This window comes from Nonomuraea sp. SYSU D8015 (genome assembly GCF_008065375.1).
In the GTDB taxonomy this organism is placed as follows: domain Bacteria; phylum Actinomycetota; class Actinomycetes; order Streptosporangiales; family Streptosporangiaceae; genus Nonomuraea.
On record NZ_VJYI01000029.1, the window covers coordinates 15,333 to 38,716 of the forward strand.

Here is a 23,384-nt window from a genome sequence, read left to right on the forward strand (position 1 = left end):
GATCCGGGTTAGCCGAAGATCTGCTGGTAGAAGGCCAGCTCGGCGGCCAGGGCGGCGGTGCGGGTCTCGGCGCGGCGGAAGCCGTGCGCCTCGCCCTCGAATGCCAGGTACGTGCACGGGATCCCGCGTTCGGACAGCGCGTCGGCGAAGGCCTCGGACTGCTCGGGCGGCACCGCGGGATCGTCGAGCCCCTGCAAGAGCAGCATCGGGCAGGAGACGCCGTCGACCAGGGAGAGCGGTTCGCGACCCGCGTACATCCGGGGATCGCCCACGAGCCACTCCACGTACCGCGACTCGAAGTCGTGGGTGTGCGCGACGAGCGGCGCGAGGGCGCTGACGCCGTAGTAGGACACGCCGCCCGCGAACACGTCGGAGCGGCAGCAGGCCGCCATCACGGTCCAGCCGCCCGCGCTGCGGCCGCGTACCGCGATCCGGGCGGGATCGGCCAGCCCCTCGGCGGCCAGCCATTGGGCGGCGGCGACCGTGTCCGCCACGTCCACCAGCCCCCACTGGCCCTTCAGCCGCTCCCGGTACGCCTTGCCGTAGCCGGTGGAGCCGCCGTAGTTGACGTCGAGCACGCCGATGCCGCGCGAGGTCAGGAATGCCTTCTCCAGGTCGAGCGCGGTGTCGGCATGCGCGGTCGGACCGCCGTGCACGAACACCACGTAGGGCGGGAGCGTTCCTTCGGTGGCCGGCTCGTACGGCGGGTAGAGGAAGGCGTGGATCTCGTCGCGCACCCGCACCTCCCGCGGCACGGGCAGGAAGGCCGGATCGGGTAGCCGCTCGACGTCCTGCCGGAGCGAGCGGGCCACGCCCGACGCCGCGTCCACGGTGACGACCGACCGGGGGATCACGGAGGAGTAGCCGATCCCCGTCACGGCGGTGCCGTCGGCGGTCAGCGCGGCGTCCCACCCGCTGTAGGGCAGGTCGAGGTCGGCAAGTGTGCCCGACGCCGGGTCGAGCAGGCCCAGCCGCAGGTCGCCGCGCCCGTGCAGCACCGCCAGCCGCCCGTCGCCCAGCGCCGCATAGGGCCGGCCGCCCAGCTGCCACGGCGGCAGCGTGAACTCCTCCTCGGCCGGATGGATCGCCCGCGCGTCGTCGCCGCGCAGGCCGACCTCGTACAGGTTCCACCAGCCCGAGCGGTCGGAGATCACATAGAGGCGGGACTCGTCGCGCCACGCCGGGTCGAGCACGGACTCCGCGGGCCCTCCCATGACCGTCCACGAGCCGCCGCCCGACAGGCGCGTGACGCGGAGCTCGGTACCGTTCCACGGCATGCGCGGGTGGTTCCAGCAAACATAGGCGAGATGCCGCCCGTCGGGGGACACGGCGGGGGAGGCGTAGAAGTCGCATCCGGTGACCCATTCGCGGGCCTCGCCGCCGTCCAGCGGGATCGACACGATCGCCCTGGTCACCTTGCCGTCCTCGGCGTGCCGCTCCCTGACGCACCACACTTGACCATCGTGAACGAGCAGGTCGGCGTAGCGGCAGCCCTCCCGCGTGAGGGGTTTCGGCTCGCAGTTATCCCCGAAGAGGTACAGGCGTTGGTCCTTGAGGTTGACGAAGACCACCTCGCCCTCGGGGGTCACGGCGTACGGCCGCCCGCCGTACTCGTGGACCCGGGTGCGCGCGCTCCACGGCGACGGCAGCAGCTCACGGCAGGTGCCGTCCGGGACGCGGCACATGATCGTGGTACGCCCGCCCTCACCCGGACGGTCCTCGGTCCACCACACCCGGCCGCCCTGGGCCGTCGGCCAGGCGGGGCGCACGCCCGAACCGGCCACTTCTCTGGTCGAAATGGGGGAGGGCCAGAAAGGCATACCCGCATCCTGCCGGAAGATCGCCGACAGTGCGGGCGGTCCCAGGAGATCAGGCGCAGCTTCACCCGCACCGGGGCCGCACTCGTCGGTGCGCTCCCAGGGTGGCCGGTTGCCGGTCGCCGGCGGCCGGTACGATCTGCCCGCACACGGCGGAGGCCCTTCGGATCGGTCGGATCCCCGACAGTGCGCCGTCGTGCGCGTCAAGACGGGCGCATAGAGATTTGGGGCTTTGCCGGCGGTCTTTGGGTGTACGGGCGGCGGGCGTGGCGCCCGCCGCCCGATCATTCTCCGACGTCGGGTATGGCCGCGCCGGTGGCGGCACCGCCCATGCCGGCCGCCAATGCGACGGAGCCCGCGCCGGGCGGCACGATGGGCCCCGCGGCCGTCTTGCGGCTGCGCCTGCTGCGCCGCTCCAGCCAGGTGGCCAGGTAGCTCAGCGCCATGTTGAGCAGCACGTAAATGATCCCGATGACGATCGCCGCCGGGATCAGCGAGCCGAAGAAGACGGCGGGCAGGATCTTGAAGCCGGTGTTGAGCAGGTCGACGTAGGCGATGATGTAGCCCAGCGCGGTGTCCTTCAGCAGCACCACGAGCTGGCTGACGATCGCCGGCATCATCGCCGTGACGGCCTGCGGCAGCAGCACCAGCCGCATCACCTGGTTCTTGCGCATGCCCACCGCGTACGCGGCCTCGGACTGCCCCTTCGGCACCGCGTTGACGCCCGCCCTGACGACCTCGGCAAGCACCGAGCCGTTGTACAGGGTCAGACCCAGGACCACTGCCATGAACGCGTAGTCGCCGCCGCCGAACACGGTGGGTGCCACGTAGAAGATGAAGAAGATCAGCAGCAGCAGCGGGATGGCGCGGAAGACCTCGACCACCACGCCGGCCGGGACTCGGATCCACTTGTGGTCGGACAGCCGGGCCAGGCCGAAGATCGCGCCGAAGGCCAGCGCCAGCACCGAGGCAGCCGCGGCGGCCCGCAACGTGCCGATCAGACCCGGGATGATGTAGACCTCCCAGGTGTTCCACTGCAGGAACGGCTCCCAGATCTTGCCTTCCCACTGGCCCTTGGCGTCGAAGCCGGCCCAGATGCCGTACAGCGCCCCGGCCACCAGGGCGGCGCCGACCACCGTGAGGAGGCCGTTGCGCACCCGCGCGCGGGGGCCGGGGGCATCGAACAGGACAGAGGTGCTCATCGGACCACCGCCAGTCGTCGCGCCAGCCAGCCGGTGAGGAAGCCGATGGGCAGGGTCAGCGCCATGAAGGCGACGACCAGGCCGAGGAAGATCGGAATCGACGCGCCCGTCGTGTCGAAGACCTCCTTCATCGTGGCCGCGGCATCGAGGAGGAACCCACCGGCCGTGGCGACGGTGGTGTTCTTGATCATGGCGATCATCACGCTGCCCAGCGGCGCGATGACCGCGCGGAACGCCTGCGGCAATATGATCATGGTCAGGGACTGTATGAACGTCAGCCCGATCGCCCTGGCCGCCTCCGCCTGCCCGAGCGGCACCGTGTTGACGCCGGCGCGCAGCGCCTCGCACACGAAGGCCGAGGTATAGGCCGACAGGCCCATCGCCACGATCCAGAAGGAGTTGGTCGTCGGCATCTCGGAGAAGACCAGGCCGAGCTGGTCGCTCAGGCCCAGCGCCGAGAACGCCAGCACCAGGGTCAGCGGGGTGTTGCGTATGACGTTGACGTAGACGGTGCCGGCCGCGCGCAGCACCGGGGTGGGGGACACCCGCATCGCCACCAGGATCGTGCCGAGGATGAGGGAGGCCACCACGCCCACGAGCGACAGCTTGACGTTCTCCCAGAAGCCCAGCGCGAGCTCGGGGGCGTATTTGATTAGTTCGTCCATCGTGCTCCACCGCATAGAGCGACGGCGGCCGGGATCCCGGCCGCCGCCTCTGGTTTGATCAGGCGCATCCCTCGGCGGGCGGGGCCTCCGCGGACACCTTCAGGCCCTGAATGCCGCCGAACCACTTGTCCAGCAGCTGCTTCATGGTGCCGTTGTCCCACAGCTTCTTCACCGCCGTGTTGACGGCCTCACAGGTCTTGGTGTCGCCCTTCTTCAGGCCGATGCCGTACTTCTCGTCGGTGAAGCCCTGGCCGAGCACCTTGAAGTTGCCGCCTGCCTGCTTGGCGAAGCCCGCCAGGATCAGGTCGTCGGTGGTGACGGCGTCGAGGTTGCTGCCGTTGAGCTTCTGGACGCACTCGGAGTAGTTGGCCGCGTCGACGGTGGTCGCGTCGATGTCGAGCTCGCCGTCCGGCGGCGGGTCGGTGATCCGCTTGTACGAGTTGGAGCCCGCGGCCTTGCAGATCTTCTTGCCCTTGAGGTCCTGCGGCGTGTTGATCGAGGTGTCGTCCTTGCGGACCATGATGTCCTGGTGCGCGATGACGTACGGGCCACCGAAGGTGACCTTGCCCTTGCGCTCCTCGGTGATGGAGTAGGTGGCGAAGACGATGTCGACGGTGCCGTTCTGGAGGAACGGCTCGCGGTTGGACGAGGCCGACTCCTTCCACGTGATGTTCACGTCCTTGCCGCCGGCCAGCTCCTTGATGACGGCCTTGGCCACGTCGACGTCAAAACCCTCGGGTTCGTTGCCCACCTTGAGGCCCAGGCTCGGCTGGTCCCACTTGGTGCCCACCACGACCTCGTTGGCACCCGTGATCTTGTCGACCACGGTGGAGTAGCTCTGGCCTCCGCCGCCTCCACCGCCGCAAGCGGCCAGACCGGCGGCCAAGGCCGCTATCGAGAGCACCGCTCCCATTCGACGCATGTGCATGTGTACCTGCCTCAATAGTCAGTGCGTGAGGATCTTCGAAAGGAAGTCGCGCGCCCGGTCGGTCTGCGCGTTGGTGAAGAACTCGTCAGGGGTGTTCTCCTCCACGATCTGCCCGTCTGCCATGAACACCACGCGGTTGGCGGCCCTGCGGGCGAACCCCATCTCATGCGTGACGACCATCATGGTCATCCCGTCACGGGCCAGCCCGATCATGACATCGAGCACCTCCTGCACCATCTCGGGGTCCAGTGCCGAGGTCGGCTCGTCGAACAGGATCATCTTCGGGTCCATGGCCAGTGCCCTGGCGATCGCGACCCGCTGCTGCTGGCCGCCGGAGAGCTGGGCCGGGTATTTGTCCGCCTGCGCCGCGATGCCCACCCGTTCGAGCAGCTCCATGGCTCGCTTGTCCGCGGCGTCCTTGGCGACGCCGCGGACCTTGGTCGGACCGAGGGTCACGTTTTCCCGGATGGTCTTGTGAGCGAACAGGTTGAACGACTGGAAGACCATGCCGACTTCGGACCGGAGCCGGGCCAGCGCCTTGCCCTCGGCGGGCAGCACCTGGCCGTCAAATATGATCTTCCCGTCGTCGATCGTCTCCAACCTGTTGATCGCGCGGCACAGCGTCGACTTCCCGCCGCCCGATGGGCCGATGACGACCAGGACCTCGCCACGAGAGACGGTCAAGTTGATGTTCTTCAGGACATGAAGCGCCCCGAAGTGCTTGTTGACGTTCTCCAACTGAACCAGTGGAGTGGCGTCGCCGTTCTCCGTCATGGAACGAAACGGTAGAGGGCATTAAGGCGCTGGTCACTAACCGAGCGGTACCGATCCGATCACATCCGGCCATCGAGCTGGCCTTTTGGATCGGTGAGGGCCGTCGCAAGCCGCGCAACGACTACCCTTGAACATGCCATGACTGTGACCCAGGAGGGCGCCCGCACATACGAAGTGCGCACATACGGGTGCCAGATGAACGTGCACGACTCCGAGCGGCTGTCCGGCCTGCTGGAGGACGCCGGCTACGTGCCCGCGCCCGACGGCGAGACCGCCGACGTGGTGGTGTTCAACACGTGCGCCGTGCGGGAAAACGCCGACAACCGCCTCTACGGCAACCTCGGCCACCTCAGGCCCGCCAAGACGCGCAACCCCCGCATGCAGATCGCCGTGGGCGGCTGCCTGGCGCAGAAGGACCAGGGAGAGATCGTCCGCAAGGCGCCGTGGGTCGACGTGGTATTCGGCACCCACAACATCGGCTCGCTGCCGGTGCTGCTCGAGCGGGCCCGCATCGAGGGCGAGGCGCAGGTCGAGCTCAAGGAGTCGCTCGAGGTCTTCCCCTCGACGCTGCCCACCAAGCGCGAGTCCGCCTACGCCGCCTGGGTGGCCATCTCGGTCGGCTGCAACAACACGTGCACCTTCTGCATCGTGCCCTCGCTGCGCGGCAAGGAGAAGGACCGCCGTCCCGGCGACATCCTCGCCGAGGTCCGCACCCTCGTCGAGCAGGGTGTCCTGGAGGTCACGCTGCTGGGCCAGAACGTCAACACCTACGGCGTGGAGTTCGGCGACCGGCTGGCCTTCGGCAAGCTGCTGCGCGCCTGCGGCGACGTCGAGGGTCTTGAGCGGGTGCGCTTCACCTCGCCACACCCGGCCGCCTTCACCGACGACGTGATCGCCGCCATGGCCGAGACGCCCAACGTCATGCACCAGCTGCACATGCCGCTGCAGTCGGGCTCGTCCCGCATCCTCAAGGCGATGCGGCGCTCTTACCGCGCCGAGCGCTACCTGGGCATCATCGAGCGGGTCCGCGCCGCCATGCCGGACGCGGCCATCTCGACCGACATCATCGTCGGCTTCCCGGGGGAGACCGAGGAAGACTTCCAGGCCACGCTCGACGTGGTCCGGCAGAGCCGCTTCGCGGGCGCCTTCACCTTCCAATACTCCATCCGCCCCGGCACCCCGGCGGCCACCATGCCCGACCAGGTGCCCAAGGAGGTCGTGCAGGAGCGCTACGAACGCCTGGTCGCCCTGCAGGAGGAGATCTCCTGGGAGGAGAACAAGAAGCAGGTCGGGCAGACGCTCGAGGTGCTCGTCGCCGAGGGGGAGGGGCGCAAGGACGACGCCACCCGCCGGCTGTCGGGGCGGGCGCCGGACAACCGGCTCGTGCACTTCGCGGCCGGCGACCAGACGCCCCGGCCGGGGGACATGGTGACGGTCGAGGTGACGTACGCGGCCCCGCACCACCTGGTGGCCGACGGGCCCGTGCGCTCGGTCCGGCGGACCCGGGCCGGCGATGCCTGGGAAGCCCGGCAGGCCGCGCCGCCGTCGCAGGGATCGGGAGTGCTGCTGGGCATGCCCACCATCGGCCGCCCGGCGCCCATGCCCGCGTCGACGGGCTCCTGCTCGGCGCACTGAGCGCCGCCCGCGCGACGTCCTCCCGCGTTGGCGGCCATGGCGGCGGCCGATCCCGCCCCGCCGCCATGACCAGCCTGCCCGCGACCGAACATCGCGACGAGCCGGCGGTCGTCAGGAGACCGTGGCTGCGGGCCTCGTACCAGCCGCACCGGATGCCCAGCCCGAAGAGACCGGCCGACATCGTCACGCCGGCATCGGTATCGGGCGGGATTCGGTTAAATTTGCGGTGACGGGAGGGGGCACGTGGAGTACCTCGTTCTCGGCCCCCTTGAAGTACGGTCGGCCGACCAGATCAAGGACATGGGCAGCGTGCAGCAGCGAGCGCTGCTCTGCCGGCTTCTGCTGGCCGAAGGGCAGATCGTCACACCGGACCAGCTCATCGACGTCGTCTGGCCCGACCGGCCGCCGGCCAACGCGCACGCGGCCCTGCACAACCGGATCTTCCGGCTGCGCTACCGGCTGGGCGGATCCGCCAAGTCGCTGCACACCCACCGCACCGGGTACGCCCTGACGGTGGACGGGCGGGACCTTGACGCGGCCGTGTTCGCCGATCTCGTCGAGCGCGGGCGGCAGGCGGTGCCGACGCGGCCGCACGAGGCGATCGCCCTGCTGGACGAGGCGCTCGCGTTGTGGCGCGGGCCGGCGTACCTGGAGATCCGCGACTCCGCCGGCCAGGCCGCCTCGGCGCACTACCAGGAGTTACGCGAGGACGCCCGGGAGGCCAGGGCGGAGGCGGTCCTGTCCGCTGGGGACCCCGGACGGGCGGCGGTGGAGTTACGGGCGCTGATCAGGGACGCGCCGCTGCGCGAGCGTCCGTACGGGCAGCTCATGCGGGCCTACCACCGGCTGGGCCGGTCGGCCGACGCGCTGGCCGTCTACGACGCGTTGCGCCGCACGCTGGCGGCGGAGCTCGGCGTCGAGCCGTCTGAGGAGCTGAGCGCACTGCATGCGGCGTTGCTGGCCGGCGATCTTCCGCGTGATCCGCCGGTGCCGGCCGAGCCCCGCCCGGCGGCCGTACTCGGACAGGGCGGCAGGCCCGGGCTCGTCGCCATCGTCGGTCGGGAGGAGGAGCTGGACAAAGCGGTCGACGCCGCGCGCCGGTCGCGCATCGTCAGCCTCGTCGGCCCCGGCGGAGTCGGCAAGACCTGCCTCGCAACCGAGGTCATGGCGCGGCTGGGAGCGGAGTATGCGCAGCGCCACTGGATCGACCTCGCGGAGGTCGCCGACGGGGCCGCCGTGGTGGCTCACGTCGTCTCGGCCGTGGGGCTGTCCGGCGCCGGCGATGCGGCCGTGGAGGAGTTCGCCGCGAGGCTGGGGGCCCGTGGGCGCGCGCTGCTCATCCTCGACACCTGTGAGCACCTGATCGGCGCGGTACGGGAGCTGATCCAGGCCCTCGCCGCGCGGTGCGCCGATCTTCTCGTGCTGACCACGAGCCGCCAGCGCCTGTCGCTGGCGGGGGAGCGGGTCGTCCGCGTCAGGCCCTTGCCCCTTCCGCCGCCGGCAGAGGCGGATCCCGGGCGGATCCGGGGGAGCCCGGCGGTCCGCCTCTTCCTGACGCGGCTCGACGAGTCCGGCGGGGCCGTGCCCGAGACCGCCGAAGCGCTGGCCGGGGTCGCCGAGACGTGCAGACGGCTCGACGGCCTGCCGCTCGCGCTCGAACTCGCCGCCGCGCAGGCGGCCGTCCTCGGCCACGATCACGCCGCCGTCGAAACGATCTTCACGAGGACGGAGGCGTCCCATGGCCGCCACGCCACGTTGGACTCCGTCGTGCGCTGGTCGTACGACCTGCTCGACGACGGGGAGAAGATGCTGCTGCGGCGCCTTGCGATCTTCGACCGCTCGTTCACCCTCGACGACGCGCGGGCGGTCTGCGTACCACTGGACGGTGACGTCGCCGCGTTGGCGGGCCGGCTCGCCGACAAGTCCCTGATCTCGCCCACGGGGGAGCCGGGCAGGTGCCGGCTGCTGACCGCCGTCAAGCGGTTCGCCGAGGGCGAGCTGAGGAGGCACGACGAGTGGCGGCCCATGGCCCTGGCGCACGCCAGGCACTTCGCCGGCCTCGCCGAGCGGATCGACGAGGGCCTGGCGACCCCCGACGAGGCCAGGTGGGCGGCCACGGCGATCGACTCCATGGCGGAGCTGCGCGCGGCGCACCGCCGGTCGTGTCAGGAGGGTGACGTCGAGCTGGGGCTGCGGCTGTGCGCGGTGCTGCACCAGTTCGCGGCCAGCAGGGTACGCGAGGACGTCTTCGCCTGGGCGGGGGAGGCCATCGCCCTGCCGGGCGCGCCGGGGCATCCGCTGTATCCCGCTGTCGTGGGGGCCGCCGCGGTGGGGGCCCTGATCGGCGGTTCGGCCGAGGACGCCCTGGCGCTGGCGACGCGGGCGATCGAGCTCGGCGGCTCCGGCGCATGCGACGACGCGCGGTTCCTGCCGGCGTACATGGTGCTCGGCGATCTGGCGTTGCTGTGGGGCGACAATGCCGAGGCCGCCGGCCGGTTCGGCGTCGCGCACCGGCTGGCGGCGGCTGCAGGCCGCCCGCTCCAGGTGCTGCTCTGCGCCGGGTCGCTGGCGCTCGCGCAGCTGTTCCAGGGGGCCGAGAAGGAGGCCGCCGAGCTCGTCGCGCAGTGCGAGGACGTGGCGTTCGCCACCCGCTCGCCCAGCGCGCACGCCCTGTACCTGCTCTTCTCGGCCGAGATGGCGTACCGGGCCGACCCCGCGCAGGCGGCTCAGCTGGTGCGGGAGGCGTACTCCACGGCGGAGGCGGTGGGAAACGTGTTCGTGGCGGGTTTGTGCATGATGACCGCCCTGGGGGTGTGGGGGCCTCCGCATGGGCCGCGGGAGGCGGCGCCGTACACCTTCGGCGAGGTGATCGAGCACTGGCGGCGGGCGGGCGGCCGTGGCATGCTCGCGGTCACCTTGCGCGGCCTCATCCCGGTGCTGGGCGCGTCGGACCGGCATGAGTCCGTGGTCGTCCTCGACACCGCTCTGGAGCGCTCCGGGTTCGCGTCCGTACCGAGGACCGCGCGGGGGAGCGACGTCCGCGACCACGTCGAGCGGGCGAAGGCGGCGCTGCCTCACCAGATGCTCACGCTCGCCCGGTCGAGGGGCGCGCGGATGTCGGTGGACGAGGCGGCCGCGTACGCGCTGGCTCAGCTCACTTGATCGGGACTCTTGAACTCGACCTCGGTGAGGACCGGCACCACGTCCAGCAGCGAGTCCATGATCGGGCAGTGCTCGTCGACGAGCCGGGCGAGCTCGGCGTACCGCTCCTCCGGCTCGGGCCCCGTCACGGTGGCCTTGAAGAGGATCTGGCTGAAGCCGGGCCGGTTGCTGCTCTCCTCACCGATCCAGCTCTGCGGGTCGAGATCGCCACTGACGCTCACCTCGACCCCGTCCATGCGCAGGCCCAGCTTCCTGGCCCAGATCTGGAACGTCATGATCTGACACGCGCCGAGCGCGGCCAGCATCATCTGGCCCGGCGAAGGGCCGACGTCGGTGCCGCCGTAGGACTCGGGCTCGTCCGCCACGAAGGAATGGCGCCCCGCCGTCACGCTGACCTGGAGCGGCGTGTCGGGGATCAGCCGCGCGCTGGCCTGAACACGCACATGGCCCAGTGAGGCACCGTCCGTGGGCGCGGATCCGGGTGAGACCGTCAACCGCCTCTCCCTCCTCGTGCTGCGGGTGCCTTCAGGGCCGACTGCGGTCGTTCGACCCTATCCGGCCGAGCATCCGAGCGCAGCCGCCTGGCGGGGAAAGCGGCCGTGAGACCCGTCGTCCCCTTCAGAAGCCCACGCTCGCCGCCGACGCTACCAAGCCCCTTTCAACCCTCTCCCAGGGGCAGGCGCGGAAATGTATGAGCAGTCATGCCACTTCGGCCGAAGAGGCCGTCCAGGTGTTGCACGAGCCGAGGTCACCGCCGGCGAATCCGCCCCGGTCGTTGCGGCGGACTACAGCAAGCGGGTCTTCAGCAGTCCGAGAGGATTCTTTCCATCGCGTTCTTCTCCGCGGACGTGACCCAGAGATCGTACTTCGCCTTCACGTCGATCTGACGGGCGATGTACGTGCACCGATACGACTTACGGGGCGGGAGCCAGGTGGCGGCGTCGGAGTCGCTCTTCTGGCTGTTCAGGGGACCGTCCACGGCCAGCAGATTCAGGGGGTCGTTGGCGAACTCCTTGCGCTTGGTCGCCGACCACCGCTGGGCGCCCTTCTGCCAGGCGTCCGAGAGCGGGATCACGTGGTCGATCTGGACGTCCATGCTGGTGTCCTGGCCGCGCTTGAACTCGATCGTCTTGCCGCTGTAGGGGTCCTTGAGCGTGCCGGTCAGGACGATGCAGTCATGGGTCCCCCGCTTGAAGGTCTCGTCCTCGAGGTCGCGCTTGAGGATGTCGTTACGGGTGTCGCAGCCGTTGCGGTCCACGTCGGCCCAGGCCGGGCCGAACTCGTCGCGGTCGAAACCGGTCTTGGGTGCGCGGCCCTTGACGGCGAGCTCGGCGAGCTTCTTGCGGGCGTCCGAAACCGAGGCCGAGTCGGGCTTGGACGTCTTGGGGTCGGTGGACTGCGCGTCCAGACCGCCGCAGCCCACCAGGACCACCATGGTGGCCAGACCTGCCATGAACGCCCGAACCCGCACGGGAACCCCCAGACTCCGATTTTCGTAAAGTCTAGGTATAGATCCCCTCAATGACGTCAAGTAGCCATGCAACGACCATTGAGCGCTCGCCCCGGAACAAGACGTGGAGCTCCTGGCATCGTACTCTGATTGTGGATCATGACCTGTCAGGAAGAGGTGGCATGGCGCAGCGGCGCTTATTGGAAGGGCTCGGGGTCACCGTCGCGGAGGAGGCGGCCTACCGGGCCCTGCTCAGGCACGGCCCGGCGACGCTGAGCGAGCTGGCCGCCGAGACCGGCTCGTCCGCCGCCGCCATCCGGCGCATGCTCCCCAGACTGGAGGACCTCGGGTTGATCTCCCGGGTGGCGGGCAGGCCGCTGCGGGTGGTCGCCACGCCGCCCACCATCGCCATCGACATCCTCGTCGCGCGCCGCCAGGAGGAGCTCACGCACAGCCGCGCCGCCGCCGCGCTGCTGGCCACGGAGGTCGCCCAGCGCAGCGGGCCGCAGCCGGAGGAGGTGCTGGAGGTGGTGACCGGGCGCGACGCGGTGGCCCGCCGCTATCTCCAGCTCGAACGGGGCGCCACGCGGGAGCTGCTCGTGCTGGTGCATCCCCCGTACGCGGTGGACATCAGCGACGACCACGAGAACCGGCGCCGGGCCGCCCGCAGGGGAGCCCCCGTCACCCGTGGCATCTACAGCCCCCAGGCCTTCGAACACCCCGGCATGCTGGCCCACACGCGCCGCGCCATCGCCGACGGCGAGCAGGCCAGGCTCGGCCAGGTGCCGGTCAAGCTCGCGGTCGCCGACGCCCGCACCGCCATCCTGCCCCTGGTCTCCGACTCTGACCGCGCCGTGGAGAGCGCCCTGGTGGTCCACCCGTCCGCGCTGCTGGACGCCCTGGTGGGCCTGTTCGAGACGCTGTGGCGCGCCGCCGTCCCGCTCCGCCTGTCCACGGAGGGTCTCGAAGCCGAGCCGCAGGCTCCTGACGCCGAGGTGCTGGCGCTGCTGGCGGCCGGCATGAAGGACGACGCCATCGCCCGGCAGCTGGGATTGAGCCCGCGTACGGTGCAGCGCCGCGTCCAGGTGCTGTGCGAACGCCTGGGCGCCAGAACGCGCTTTCACGCCGGCTTCCTCGCCGCCCAGAACGATCTCCTGGACCGCTCCTGATGGTGACGAGCGGTCAGATGCCGATGAGCCGGACGCGGTCGCCGCACAACCGGCCGGCGCGGTTCGACGTGCTCGGTCACGTCTCGCTCGCCGGCCCTTCGGCGTCCTCCGTCCCAAAGATCCTGGAACGGGCCTCCGACAATTCCTCGTCGGTGAACATCCCATGCTCGTCCTGATGACGCGCCGCAGGTCGGCGCCGACTGGTGCCGTAGCCGACGCGCCACCGCGCCGGCGACATACGCGGTGATGTTGTCGGCGCATGCTCGATATGCGCGCCCCAGCCTGGCTCAGGTGATGAGGATCCCGCCGTCGACCGGCAGCGTCACCCCGGTGATGTACGAGGCCGCGTCGCTCGCCAGGAACACCGCGGCCGCCACGAGCTCGGCGGGATCTCCGGGCCGCCCCATCACCACCCGGGACTCCATCATCCGCTCCAGGTAGCCCGGTTTGTACTGCTCGGTCATCTCCGAGGCGAAGAAGCCGGGCTCCAGGCAGTTGACCCTGATCCCGCGCCGTCCGGTCCACTGCTGGGCCAGGTCGCGGGTGAGCCCGATCACCCCCGCCTTGGAGGCGCTGTAGGCGGCCTGCGGGAGTCCGGCCGTGGTCTCGCCGAGGATGCTGCCGATGTTCACGATCGACGAGCCCGGCCGCATCACGCGCGCGCACGCCTGCGCCATCCAGTACGTCCCGTGCAGGTTGACGTCGATGACCTGACGGAACTGCTCGGGCGTCTCCCGCACCGCGGGGACCGCTGTGCCGATACCGGCGTTGTTGATCAGGATGTCGACGGCGCCCAGGCCCTCGACGGCCGCGGCGACCAGCGCCTCGCAGTCCTCGGGGCGTGACACGTCCATCGGCACGGCCAGGCACCGGCGGCCGGTCTCCTCGACCAGTCGCCGGGTCTCCTCCAAGCGGTCCGCGCGCCGGGCGCCGATCGCGACGTCGGCCCCCGCCTCGGCCAGCCCGCGAGCGAAGGCCACGCCCAGCCCCGACGAGGCGCCCGTGACGATCGCGACCTTCCCGTCCAGCCGAAAGCGCTCCAGCACGTCAGACCTCGCCTTTCCCGCCGAAACCCCGAAAGCGCCGAGCCCGGCGTCCCGCCGAAACCCCGAAAGCGCCCAGCCGGGCGTCCTGCCAAAACCGGGAGCGCCCCGGCCCCGGCGTCCCGCCGGGACCGGAGCGCCCCTGCACACCCGAGCCTCTAGAGCCCGTATTCCTTGACGATCCGCTCGTGCCGCTCGACCTCGACGTCGATCTCACGCGCCAGGTCCAGCCACGCCAGCGGATGCACCCACCGCTCCGTCGCGTCGTCGAGCAGCGCGTCGACCTCCTCCGGCGAGACGTCCGGCGGCACCGCGACCCAGCCGAACACGCCCGGCAGCGGCTCACCGCTGGTCGGGTGTGTGACCTTGTAGTTTTCGTCGCTGTAGACCCACATCGGCCAGCCGCGCTCGGCCATGACCTCGGTGAACTCCGCCCAGTCCTCCTCGCTCGGCGCGGCGCCGTCGAAGAAGTAGCTGGTGTAGCCGCCGGGCCGCAGGATGCGCACCGCGGCGAACGGCGGCACGAAGTTCTGCTGCTCCTCGGGGTCGTCCGGGACGGGCTCCAGGAGCTGCGGGTCGAACACCACCAGGTCGCCGGCGTTGTAGTCCATGCCGCGCGGCTGCGGCAGGGCCAGGCGGGCGGTGGCGGGGCCGGTGCGGATCGACAGCACCTGGCGCTGGCCGCCGTCGGGCGCGGGGAGGATGACCCGGATGAGGCCCATCTCCTCCTCGATCGGGCCCTCCTTGGACTTGATCGGCATGCCGATCTTGGCCGCGCCCTTGCGTACGGTGTCCCAGTCTTCCGCCGAGGTGGCCATGACGATCATGCGCCAGACATCCTCGTCGGCGAGCTCGTCGAGCACCTCCAACAGCACCTCGGCGGCCCTGGCGTTCTGGTCGAGCTGCTGGGCCGCGCCGGCCAGCAGGCGGCGGGCGTCGAGGCCGCCCCCGGCCGCCACGGCGTGCTCGGCGGCGTCGAGCGCCTCCGGCCACCGCTCCCTGGCGGTGTGCAGGCGGGCGAGCGCGATCTGCTGCGCGTCGTGCGGGAGCAGCGCGGCCATCTGCTCCAGCCGCTCGTCCTGGCGGGCCTCGATGAGCAGCGTGGTCAGGTAGCCCACGTCGTTGGGCTCGGCCTCGGCGATCGTGCCGGAGTCGACGAGCAGCTTCCAGTAGATGTCGGCGCCCGTGGACGGGTAGCCGAGGAAGCCGAGCGTGGTGGTGTGGCGGCGGGTGGCCTCGAGGTCCTGGCCGGACAGCGGCGCCAGCCAGCCCACCCACTTCTCCGGGTCGGCGTTGAAGCCGTCGGCCGCGTCGAACAGGCCCACCCGCTCCTCCAGCGGCCCGGGGGCCTCCGGCTCGGTGGCGGTGTCGGCGGCGGCCCGCAGGGCGGCGATGCGCTCGGGCAGGCCCTCGGTGTCGCGCAGCTCGGCGCTGCCGGACTCGGCGAGGTCGGCCAGCAGCCTGGCCTGCCACACGCCCTGCCGGGCGACGGCCAGGTCGCCGGCGATCAGCGCGAGCTCGACGCGGGCGCGGTAGGCCCCCATCATGCCGAAGTAGTCGATCCACTGGCGCAGCACGCGGCCGAGCTGCCAGGTGTTGGTGATCTGCGAGGAGCCCGCCAGCAGGTCGACCGCCCGCGACCACTCCACGAAGACGCGCGGGTGCTCGCCGACCACGTCGAGGTCGGGCAGCGCGTCCACGGCCTCGGCGGTGCGGCCCAGCGTGGCCAGGATCAGCGCCCGGCGCACGCCGTCGCGGTGGGCCTTGGCCACCGGGTCGTCGGGCGGGAACTCGGAGGCCGCCTGCAGCGCGGCGAGCGCGTCTTCGGCGCGGCCGGCGGCCAGCAGCGCGCGGGCGTGCTCGGCGCCGAGCTCCCAGCTGGCCTGGCGGCCCGCCACGCGCAGCCGCTCGATGGCGGACTCGGCGTAGGTGGCGGCCTCGCCCGCCGTGCCCGCGTCGATGAGCGCGGCGACGTATTGGGTCGCGAGCCCAGCGAAGGCCGGCTTCTCCGGGCTCATGCCCTCGATGTGGGCGCCCAGCGTCTCCAGACGCTCTTGCGCGTGGCCGGGGCCGTCGGCGTTGGCCCACGCGATGGCCAGCGCCTCGACCGCCGCCGGGACGGACGGGCACTCGCGTACGTCTTCGCGCTGGGCGAACGCCAGCAGCTCCTGGGCGTCGTCGACGGCGACCGCGCCCTGCGCCCGGTCGCCGATGCGGCCCATCAGGTGCCAGTAGCGGGCGTAGAACTCGAGCCAGGGCAGCTCCAGGGCCTCGGCCTGCTGCGCGATGGCCGGGGCTATCACGTCGAGCTGCGGGTATCGGCCCTCGTAGGCCTGTGCGGGAAGGTCTCCCAGCGCCATGGCGAGGCCAACGTTGCCCGCCTCGGAAAGCTGCTGCTGGGTGTCTCCGACCCAGGCCCAGATGTCCACGTCCATGGGCAGTCAGTCTGCCAGGTCAACGAGCGTGCCCCAAACGCAGAAGCCTGATCAGCTCGTCCGATTCGGCGTCGTCAAGGACCGAAAACATGGGCGCCATGAGATCGTCGGTCCTCTCCTCGGCCGCCGCACGCCGCGCCACGACCTCCGGCGAGGGCGTGTCGTAGGGCTCCGGCCAGGTGAAGAACTTGGCGATCATCTCGCCCGTGGCGTGTCCGAACGGGGTCGCGTCGTGGTCGGCGGCCAGCGTGGCCTCCAGAGGGTGCAGCCCGGCCGCGATCACGGCGTTGGCGTGCAGGCCGCCGCGCAGCTCGCGGACGCAGTGCATGAGCTGGGTGGCCCGGGCGGGTGGGTCGTCGGCCAGCGGCACGGTGCGCCAGCCGGCGAACAGCGGGGCGCCGGTGGACGGAGCCCGCTCGACGACGCGTTCGAGGAGCTCGGCGATCCTGGCGCAGCCGTCGTGGCCGCCGAGCTTGCGCCGGCCCCACGTCCGGCACGCCTCGGCGTACAGCTCGACGGCCTGCTCGACGGGGATTTTGCGGCCGCCGTTCCAGCTCTCTTCGACGTGCTGGTACGGGAAGAAGACGGCGATCGAGGCGACCACGTCGGCGTCGCACTCGCCGAGCACGCCGCAGCGCCCCCTGAAGTAGAGCTCGCGGGCGCCGAGGCCGTGCTCGTCACAGACGGCCTTGGCCTCTCTGGAGATCATCCATCCGCCGCCGAACTGGCCGATCGGTGCTTTGACCTGGACCGCGGTGGTGCGTGGGTCTGCCATGTCCACCCCTCAGTTCGTGAAGTGGACCCAGCATCCCTCAGGAGAACATCATTCTGCAAGCATCAGATCCCCGCTCGCCACGATGACGGCAGGACCGGAAAGGTAGCTCGTGTCCTCATCGAGGATGACGGTCAGCGTGCCGCCGGGCACCTCGATCGTCCAGGTGCCGGTGGTCTCGCCCGACAGGCCCGCGGCCGCGACGGCCGTGGCCACCGTGCCCGTGCCGCACGAGCGGGTCTCGCCGACGCCGCGCTCGTAGACGCGCATGACCGCGCGCCTGACGCCGACCGGGTTGAACAGCTCGATGTTGACGCCGGCGGGGAACACGCCGGTGTCGAAGGCGGGCGGGTGGCTCAGATCGAGCTGGGCCACGGGGTCGCCGATGGGGCACGCCAGGTGGGGATTGCCCATGTCGACGTGGACACCGGTGTATTCGTGGCTGCCGAGGTGGGTCACGCTCTCGCCGCGTACGACGGGCTTGCCCATGTCGACGGTGATGTCGCCGTTCGGCTCGACGCGGATCTTGCGCACGCCGCCCCGCGTGGCCAGCGCGAACTCCTGTGGATCCGCGAGCCCGGCGTCGATCAGGTAGCGGGCGAACACGCGCACGCCGTTGCCGCACATCTCGGCCATGGTGCCGTCGGCATTGCGGTAGTCCATGAACCACTCGGCGGCGGCCGCCTGCTCGGCCACCTCGGGGCACTGCTTCGTACGGACCACCCGGAGCACGCCGTCGGCCCCGATGCCGGCTCTCCTGTCACAGATCTTGGCGACGAGCGTGGTCGTGACGTCGATCTCGCCGTCGGGATCGGGCAGGATGACGAAGTCGTTCTCGGTGCCGTGCCCCTTGAGAAAGCGCATTCTAAAAGTTTATGCGCAAGAGTGTTCGGCGATTCGCGCGAGGGATCGTTCAAGCAGATCCGAGGCGTCGTACGGCAGCCAGCACACCCGCGGATCGCGGCGGAACCACGACTCCTGGCGGCGGGCGAAGCGCCTGGTCGCCCTGATCGTCTCCGCGATCGCCTCCTCCTCGCTCCACTCACCCTCCAGGAAGCGGATGACCTGCGCGTACCCCAGGGCGCGGCTCGCCGTGCGGCCCCCGGCCAGCCCCTGGCCGAGCAGGGTCCGCACCTCGTCCACCAGCCCGGCCTGCCACATGCGCTCGACCCGGAGCGCGATCCGCTCGTCCAGCTCCGGCCGGGGCACGTCGAGGCCGATCTGGACGCTCGGGTAGACGGCGTCGTACGACGGCATCGTCGCCGAGAACGGGCGGCCCGAGTGCTCGATCACCTCCAGCGCGCGCACGATGCGGCGGCCGTTGCTCGGCAGGATGGCCGCCGCGGCCGCCGGGTCCTGCTCGCGCAGCCGCTCGTACAGCGGGGTGGGGCCGCGCTCGGCCAGCTCGGCCTCCAGCCGCGCCCTGATGTCCGGGTCGGTGCCGGGGAACTCCAGGTCGTCGAGCGCCGCCCGCACGTACAGGCCGCTCCCGCCGACCAGCACGGGCACCTCGACCGCGTCGATGGCCTTCCTGGCCAGCCGCTGGTATTCGGCCACGCTGGCGGTGACCGTGACGTCCCAGATGTCCAGCAGGTGATGCGGGACCCCGCGCATCTCGGCGGGGGTCAGCTTGGCGGTGCCGATGTCCATCCCGCGGTAGAGCTGCATGGAGTCGGCGTTGACGCATTCGCCCCCGAGGCGGAGCGCGATCTCCACGGCGAGGTCGGACTTGCCGGCCGCGGTGGGTCCGACGACGGCGATGACAGGCTGCTGGCGCACACCCACAAGTGTGCTAGAAGTCGAGGAGTGTGGGCTGCAGGTAACCCTCGTGGGTCAGCAGCCAGCGCTTGGTCTCCACACCCTCGCCGCCGCTGAACCCGCCCAGCCCGTTGCCGGCGATCACGCGGTGGCACGGCACGACGATCGGGATGGGGTTGGAGCCCATGATCGAGCCGATGCCGCGGGCCGGCACCTTCGAGCCGCTCCGAGCCGCCAGCTCGCCGTAGGTGACGGCGGTGCCGTACGGGACTTCGTGCAGGGCCTGGAGGACCTGGAGCCGCGCGCCCGACATGAGCCGCCAGTCGACCGGGGTCTGGAACGTCCGCAGGTCGCCGGCGAAATAAGCGTTCAGCTCCGCGACCGCGAAGGCCGTACGATCCGAATCATGGACTTCAGCCAGCCCGAGCCGGTCGGCCAGCCGCGCACGGGAGCCCCAGCCCGACGCGACGAGGCCGACCTCGGTGACGGCCAGGACGAACGTCCCCACCGGCGTCGGCACCTCGGCGAAGGCTACGGTGGTCATGATGTCCTCACGTGAGCTCGTGGTGCTGGGCACCTCTAGTGCGGTTCCTACCCGACACCGTAACCACAACGGCTACCTTCTGCGCTGGGACGGTCAAGGCTTCCTTTTCGACCCGGGGGAGGGCACGCAGCGGCAAATGGTGCACGCCGGCCTGAGCGCGCACGACGTGCACTGGGTGTGCCTGACGCACTTCCACGGCGACCACTGTCTGGGCGTGCCGGGCGTCATCCAGCGCATCGCCCGCGACAAGGTCAGGCATCCGGTGCGTGCGGTGTACCCGGCCTCCGGCGAGACCTACTGGCGCCGGCTCCGCCACGCCGCCGCCTTCGCCGACACGCACATCATCAGCGAGCATCCGGTCTCCGGCGACCTGGCCGGCGTCGGCCCGCTGACCGCTCGCCGCCTGTCCCACCCCGTCGAGTCGTACGGCTACCGCGTCCAGGAACCGACCGGCCGCCGCATGCTGCCGGAGAAACTGGCCGCCCACGGCATCCGCGGCCCGGAGGTCGGCGAGCTGCAGCGCACCGGCGTGGTGCGCGGCGTCACCCTCGACGAGTGCAGCGTCCCCAAACCGGGGCAGAGTGTGGCGTTCATCATGGACACCCGGCTCTGCGACACGGTCTTCGAGCTGGCCTCGGGCGTCGACCTGCTGGTCATCGAGGCCACGTTCCTGTCGGCGGAGAGCGCGCTGGCCAAGGAGTACGGGCACCTGACGGCGTTCGAGGCCGGGCTGGTGGCGGCGGACGCGGGGGTGCGCAGGCTGGTGCTCACGCACTTCTCCGAGCGGTACGGCTTCGACGACGAGCCCTCGTTCGTGGGCGAGGTGCGGCGTCACTTCGACGGGGAGGTCGTGCTCGCCCGCGACCTGATGAAGGTCCCGGTGCCCAAGCGCCAGGTCCACAGCCCGGTGAAATAGCCGACGCCGTACGGGGCCGCCCGCATGAGGAGGCGGCCCTCGTACGTGCCTGTCCCGGCGGCGCCCGCCAGCACCTGCAGGGCCGCCCGGCCGCCTGCCCACAGCCGGTCCGCCTCGGCGGGGTCCAGTCCGGCCAGGGCGGCGGCGTCGGCGGCGGCGAGGGCGTGCGCGATCAGGTCGTCGTACGCCTGCGCGGCCGGGTCGTGCCTGCCCGGCGCCTTCGGCGTGAGGCAGGCCGAGCCGTCGGCCATGACCAGCAGTGCCATCCGCTCCCCGGCCTCCGCCAGCTTGACGCCGATCGTGCGGCACTCCTCGGCCGCGGCGTCGAAGGCCACGGACTGGAAGGCGTCGGGGGCGCGCTCGCCGAGGAGCCGGCGGCCGACGGTCAGGGACAGCGGCAGGACGGGCTCGCCGCGGCCGGCCGTGACGTCCAGGCCCCAGGGGCGCAGGGTGCCCGCCGCGTCGCCGTCGTACGCGGCCGTGGACGCCGCCCCGCCCACCACGACCACGGCGTCGGGGCCGGTCTCGAGGAGCCCGGCGATCGCGGTTCGGCAGGCGGCGCGGAGCTCCGGCAATGCGGTCACGATCAGCGGGGTATGCGGGCAGACGGCCGCGGCGGCAAGCACGAGCGCAAGCGTACGTGGCCGCGGCCTCACCAGGGGAGCGGCCCTCCTCAGTAAGGGGAGTGGCCCTCCTTGACCTTCGCGAACAGGCTCTGGGCGTAGGCGTGGGCCGCCTGGTGCAGTCCGCCCCCGAAACTGATCCTGGCCACCCCCAGCTCGGCCAGCCGCCCGAGCGACGGCGTGCCCGGCCTGAAGAGGATGTTGACCGGCCCGCCCAGCTCGGCGACCAGCGCTTCGATCTCGGCCTCGTCGCCCAGCCCGATCGGGTACACGCAGTCCGCTCCCGCCTCCAGGTACCGACGCCCGCGTTCGACCGCCTCCTGCCTGGAGGGCCGGCCGCGCAGGTAGACGTCGACGCGCGCGTTGATCACCAGGTCCCGCCCGGCGGCGGCCCGCACCTCGGCCAGGAACTCCGCCTGGGCTCCCGGGTCCACCAGCGTGCCGGTGCGCGGGTCGGTGTCCTCCAGGTTGCACCCCACGGCGCCGGTCGCGGCCAGCCGCTCGGCCAGCTCGGCGGGCTTGAGCCCGTAGCCGCGCTCGACGTCGGCGGTCACGGGCACGTCCACGGCCCTGACGATGCGGGAGACGGCGGCCATCATCTCGTCGACCGGCGTGCCCTCGCCGTCCTCGTACCCGAGCACCCGGGCGACGGCGGCGCTGCCGGTGGCGACCGCGGGGAAACCGGCCTCCTGCACGGCCCGGGCGGAGGCGGCGTCCCAGACGTTGGGGAGGATCAGAGGGCTCCCGGGAACGTGCGCCGCCCGCAGGGCGGACGCCTTGTCAGTCGTCGTCATGCCCCGACCCTACGGATACGAGTGGCTCCCGCCGAAGGTCCATTGGCGCCTATTAACGGCAAGCCACTTCACCCGGCCCGCGACGAGGGCCCGTCCCGCACCGGCATCAGCCGCCCCGGCAGGCCCGCAAACCCCGGGCGCGCAGGGCGGGGCACACGCCTCGGCCGCTTCCCGGAGAGGTGGCCGCGCTGGGTGGCTCAGGACGCGCCTCTGCCTATGCGTGGCCAATGCCGCTGGGGCGATGCGCCGGCGTTGGGACGCTCAATGGGCGCGCTGGTGCCGTGCTCCGGCCTGCCCGCTTCGAGGGGGCTGGTGTCGTAGCCGACGGTCTGGACGCTCCACGGCCGGAGCCCGAGGGATCGGGAACTGCCGAGCGAGGGCCCGAGGGAACGGGAAGTCTCAGCGGGGTGCCGGGGCCCAGGTGGCGGTCAGCAGCCGCTTGCGGCGCACTGGCCGGTGACCTCGCCTGCCGGGCCGTCCGCCGGGTTGTCGCCCGCCGAGGACTGCGGCGGCGCGGTGGGAGAGGACGTCGCGGGCTTCTTGCTGTCGCCGGTCTGGGCCGTGCCGCGCGACGGGCCGGTCCCCGGCTCGGGGTCGGAGCCCCTCGATCCCGTGTCGGCGGCGGGGTCGCCGGGGCCAGGGTCGGCGGCCGGGTCGCCCATGCTGCCGTCGTCCGGCAGGCCGTCCTCGGGCGCGTCGGTGGTGACGTCGCCCATGGTGGCGTCGTCGTCCTGGAAGTTCGGGTCGATCGCGGCGCTCTCCGACGGCGCCGGCCGGCCGCCGGCGTCCTGCGTGGCCGGGGCGGTGGGGCCGGCCGCCAGCATGTATCCGACACCGCCCGCCGCCAGCACGGCGGCGAGCGCCGAGGCCGCGATGACGATGGTCTTCTTCGTGTTCTTCGGGGCTCTGGGCCTTCGGCTCTCGCTCTTTTCGGCCAGGCGGACATCACCTGGTCCGGAGAGGATCTCCTGGCGATCCGGCTCGGTCGGATCATGCATGGTGCTACAGCTCCCTGCGGTCGTATCGGGGAAAGCTCGCCGGCTTCCGCGGGTGATGGACCACACTAGCCGCATCAGAGGAATGCTCGCACACCAATCACAAAGGAATCACGACTTGTCCCCTCTTAGATCTATTTCCGCAGGTGGTCGTGGCCGCATGACCTCCCTGACGGGAGCGGCCGGAGTCCTCGTCACCGCCGTGGTCGGAGTATTCCTGGCGTTTACCCAATCCCCGCGGGAATTCGATGAGGAAACGCGGCTTTCCGTAAGATCGAATACACCGACGGCTACTTCGCCGATCTCGCACATGACATTCGCCGCGTCACATGGAACGTTCCATGACTGGACGAAACTCATGCCCTCGCCGACCCTGGCGCTTCCGTCACCGACCCCGGGACCTCGGGTGTCGTCGGCTGTTTCACGGACGCCCGCACGGACCCCCTCGCCCCGGCCGCGGCGGCCGTCGACACCTCACCGCGTGGAATCGCCCACCCTGCAGGCGCCGCCGCACGTACGGCCGGCTCCCGCCCCGGCGCCGCGCGCGTCGGAGCGGCGTGAGCCGGAGCGGCGGCGACCGCCGGCCTTCGGCGTCCGCATCGCGGACCCCTGCGCCACCTTCGACGACTTCCGGCGGGAGGCCTGCTACAGCTTCCTGGACCGCCTCACCCGATGACGGGAGAGGGCCCGCCGCCGATCGGC

General features: G+C 71.4%; 21 protein-coding genes. 5 read left to right on the forward strand and 16 right to left on the reverse strand.

Annotation, left to right across the window (positions count from 1 at the left end):
* Window positions 1-8 precede the first annotated feature (8 nt).
* From ID574_RS51470 to ID574_RS51490, 5 genes are all read right to left on the reverse strand, one after another.
* Window positions 9-1,820, reverse strand: coding sequence for a S9 family peptidase (locus ID574_RS51470; RefSeq protein WP_188196419.1), 1,812 nt, complete (start codon window positions 1,818-1,820; stop codon window positions 9-11).
* Between the two features lie 281 nt (window positions 1,821-2,101).
* Entirely contained in the window at window positions 2,102-3,019 is a 918-nt protein-coding gene (locus ID574_RS51475) for an amino acid ABC transporter permease (RefSeq protein ID WP_188196420.1), read from the reverse strand.
* Window positions 3,016-3,684, reverse strand: coding sequence for an amino acid ABC transporter permease (locus ID574_RS51480; protein WP_188196421.1), 669 nt, complete (start codon window positions 3,682-3,684; stop codon window positions 3,016-3,018). Before ID574_RS51480 ends, ID574_RS51475 begins: the two co-directional genes overlap by 4 nt.
* Before the next feature lie 58 nt (window positions 3,685-3,742).
* A complete protein-coding gene (locus ID574_RS51485; protein ID WP_188196422.1) occupies window positions 3,743-4,612 on the reverse strand; it encodes a glutamate ABC transporter substrate-binding protein in 870 nt (289 codons plus the stop codon).
* 18 nt (window positions 4,613-4,630) lie between these two features.
* Window positions 4,631-5,386 (reverse strand): amino acid ABC transporter ATP-binding protein, encoded by a 756-nt coding sequence (locus ID574_RS51490; RefSeq protein ID WP_188196423.1) that lies wholly within the window; start codon window positions 5,384-5,386, stop codon window positions 4,631-4,633.
* A 138-nt stretch (window positions 5,387-5,524) separates the two neighbouring features.
* Here ID574_RS51490 and miaB point away from each other — a divergent pair, with 138 nt between their 5' ends.
* Window positions 5,525-7,021, forward strand: coding sequence for a tRNA (N6-isopentenyl adenosine(37)-C2)-methylthiotransferase MiaB (gene miaB / locus ID574_RS51495; protein ID WP_188196424.1), 1,497 nt, complete (start codon window positions 5,525-5,527; stop codon window positions 7,019-7,021).
* A gap of 243 nt (window positions 7,022-7,264) precedes the next feature.
* Window positions 7,265-10,183: an AfsR/SARP family transcriptional regulator gene (locus ID574_RS51500; protein WP_188196425.1), complete on the forward strand. Its 2,919-nt coding sequence runs from the start codon at window positions 7,265-7,267 to the stop codon at window positions 10,181-10,183.
* Here ID574_RS51500 and ID574_RS51505 read toward each other — a convergent pair.
* Window positions 10,171-10,626: an OsmC family protein gene (locus ID574_RS51505; RefSeq protein WP_188196426.1), complete on the reverse strand. Its 456-nt coding sequence runs from the start codon at window positions 10,624-10,626 to the stop codon at window positions 10,171-10,173. The genes ID574_RS51500 and ID574_RS51505 overlap by 13 nt on opposite strands.
* Before the next feature lie 359 nt (window positions 10,627-10,985).
* Window positions 10,986-11,654 carry an HNH endonuclease family protein gene (locus tag ID574_RS51510; protein ID WP_223167958.1) on the reverse strand — a complete coding sequence of 223 codons (669 nt, stop codon included), beginning with the start codon at window positions 11,652-11,654 and terminating at the stop codon, window positions 10,986-10,988.
* A gap of 161 nt (window positions 11,655-11,815) precedes the next feature.
* Between ID574_RS51510 and ID574_RS51515 the strand changes: the two genes are divergently transcribed.
* Window positions 11,816-12,802, forward strand: coding sequence for a helix-turn-helix transcriptional regulator (locus ID574_RS51515; RefSeq protein WP_188196428.1), 987 nt, complete (start codon window positions 11,816-11,818; stop codon window positions 12,800-12,802).
* Between the two features lie 287 nt (window positions 12,803-13,089).
* Here ID574_RS51515 and ID574_RS51520 read toward each other — a convergent pair whose 3' ends face one another.
* The 6 genes from ID574_RS51520 to ID574_RS51545 form a co-directional block, all read right to left on the reverse strand.
* Window positions 13,090-13,848: an SDR family NAD(P)-dependent oxidoreductase gene (locus tag ID574_RS51520; protein WP_188196429.1), complete on the reverse strand. Its 759-nt coding sequence runs from the start codon at window positions 13,846-13,848 to the stop codon at window positions 13,090-13,092.
* A 155-nt stretch (window positions 13,849-14,003) separates the two neighbouring features.
* Window positions 14,004-16,280: a tetratricopeptide repeat protein gene (locus ID574_RS51525; protein ID WP_188196430.1), complete on the reverse strand. Its 2,277-nt coding sequence runs from the start codon at window positions 16,278-16,280 to the stop codon at window positions 14,004-14,006.
* A gap of 19 nt (window positions 16,281-16,299) precedes the next feature.
* Entirely contained in the window at window positions 16,300-17,055 is a 756-nt protein-coding gene (locus ID574_RS51530) for an SCO6745 family protein (RefSeq protein ID WP_223167959.1), read from the reverse strand.
* A 48-nt stretch (window positions 17,056-17,103) separates the two neighbouring features.
* Window positions 17,104-17,916 (reverse strand): diaminopimelate epimerase, encoded by an 813-nt coding sequence (dapF, locus tag ID574_RS51535; RefSeq protein WP_188196431.1) that lies wholly within the window; start codon window positions 17,914-17,916, stop codon window positions 17,104-17,106.
* Between the two features lie 9 nt (window positions 17,917-17,925).
* A complete protein-coding gene (miaA, locus tag ID574_RS51540) occupies window positions 17,926-18,831 on the reverse strand; it encodes a tRNA (adenosine(37)-N6)-dimethylallyltransferase MiaA (protein WP_188196432.1) in 906 nt (301 codons plus the stop codon).
* Window positions 18,832-18,844: 13 nt separating this feature from the next.
* Window positions 18,845-19,354: a methylated-DNA--[protein]-cysteine S-methyltransferase gene (locus tag ID574_RS51545; protein WP_188196433.1), complete on the reverse strand. Its 510-nt coding sequence runs from the start codon at window positions 19,352-19,354 to the stop codon at window positions 18,845-18,847.
* 1 nt (window position 19,355) lies between these two features.
* Between ID574_RS51545 and ID574_RS51550 the strand changes: the two genes are divergently transcribed.
* Entirely contained in the window at window positions 19,356-20,270 is a 915-nt protein-coding gene (locus tag ID574_RS51550) for a ribonuclease Z (protein WP_188196434.1), read from the forward strand.
* Here the strand turns inward: ID574_RS51550 and ID574_RS51555 are convergent.
* The 3 genes from ID574_RS51555 to ID574_RS51565 all read right to left on the reverse strand — a co-directional run bounded on the left by ID574_RS51555 (window position 20,186) and on the right by ID574_RS51565 (window position 22,685).
* Window positions 20,186-20,896 carry a class III extradiol ring-cleavage dioxygenase family protein gene (locus ID574_RS51555; protein WP_223167960.1) on the reverse strand — a complete coding sequence of 237 codons (711 nt, stop codon included), beginning with the start codon at window positions 20,894-20,896 and terminating at the stop codon, window positions 20,186-20,188. The genes ID574_RS51550 and ID574_RS51555 overlap by 85 nt on opposite strands.
* A gap of 47 nt (window positions 20,897-20,943) precedes the next feature.
* Complete coding sequence (locus ID574_RS51560; RefSeq protein ID WP_188196435.1) at window positions 20,944-21,687, reverse strand: isocitrate lyase/PEP mutase family protein; 744 nt, start codon at window positions 21,685-21,687, stop codon at window positions 20,944-20,946.
* A gap of 428 nt (window positions 21,688-22,115) precedes the next feature.
* A complete protein-coding gene (locus ID574_RS51565; protein WP_188196436.1) occupies window positions 22,116-22,685 on the reverse strand; it encodes a hypothetical protein in 570 nt (189 codons plus the stop codon).
* A gap of 478 nt (window positions 22,686-23,163) precedes the next feature.
* On the opposite strand from ID574_RS51565, the gene ID574_RS51570 reads away from it, so the two are divergent.
* The gene (locus ID574_RS51570) at window positions 23,164-23,358 is read left to right on the forward strand and encodes a hypothetical protein (RefSeq protein WP_188196437.1); all 195 of its coding nucleotides are present in this window, start codon (window positions 23,164-23,166) and stop codon (window positions 23,356-23,358) included.
* Window positions 23,359-23,384: the final 26 nt, after the last annotated feature.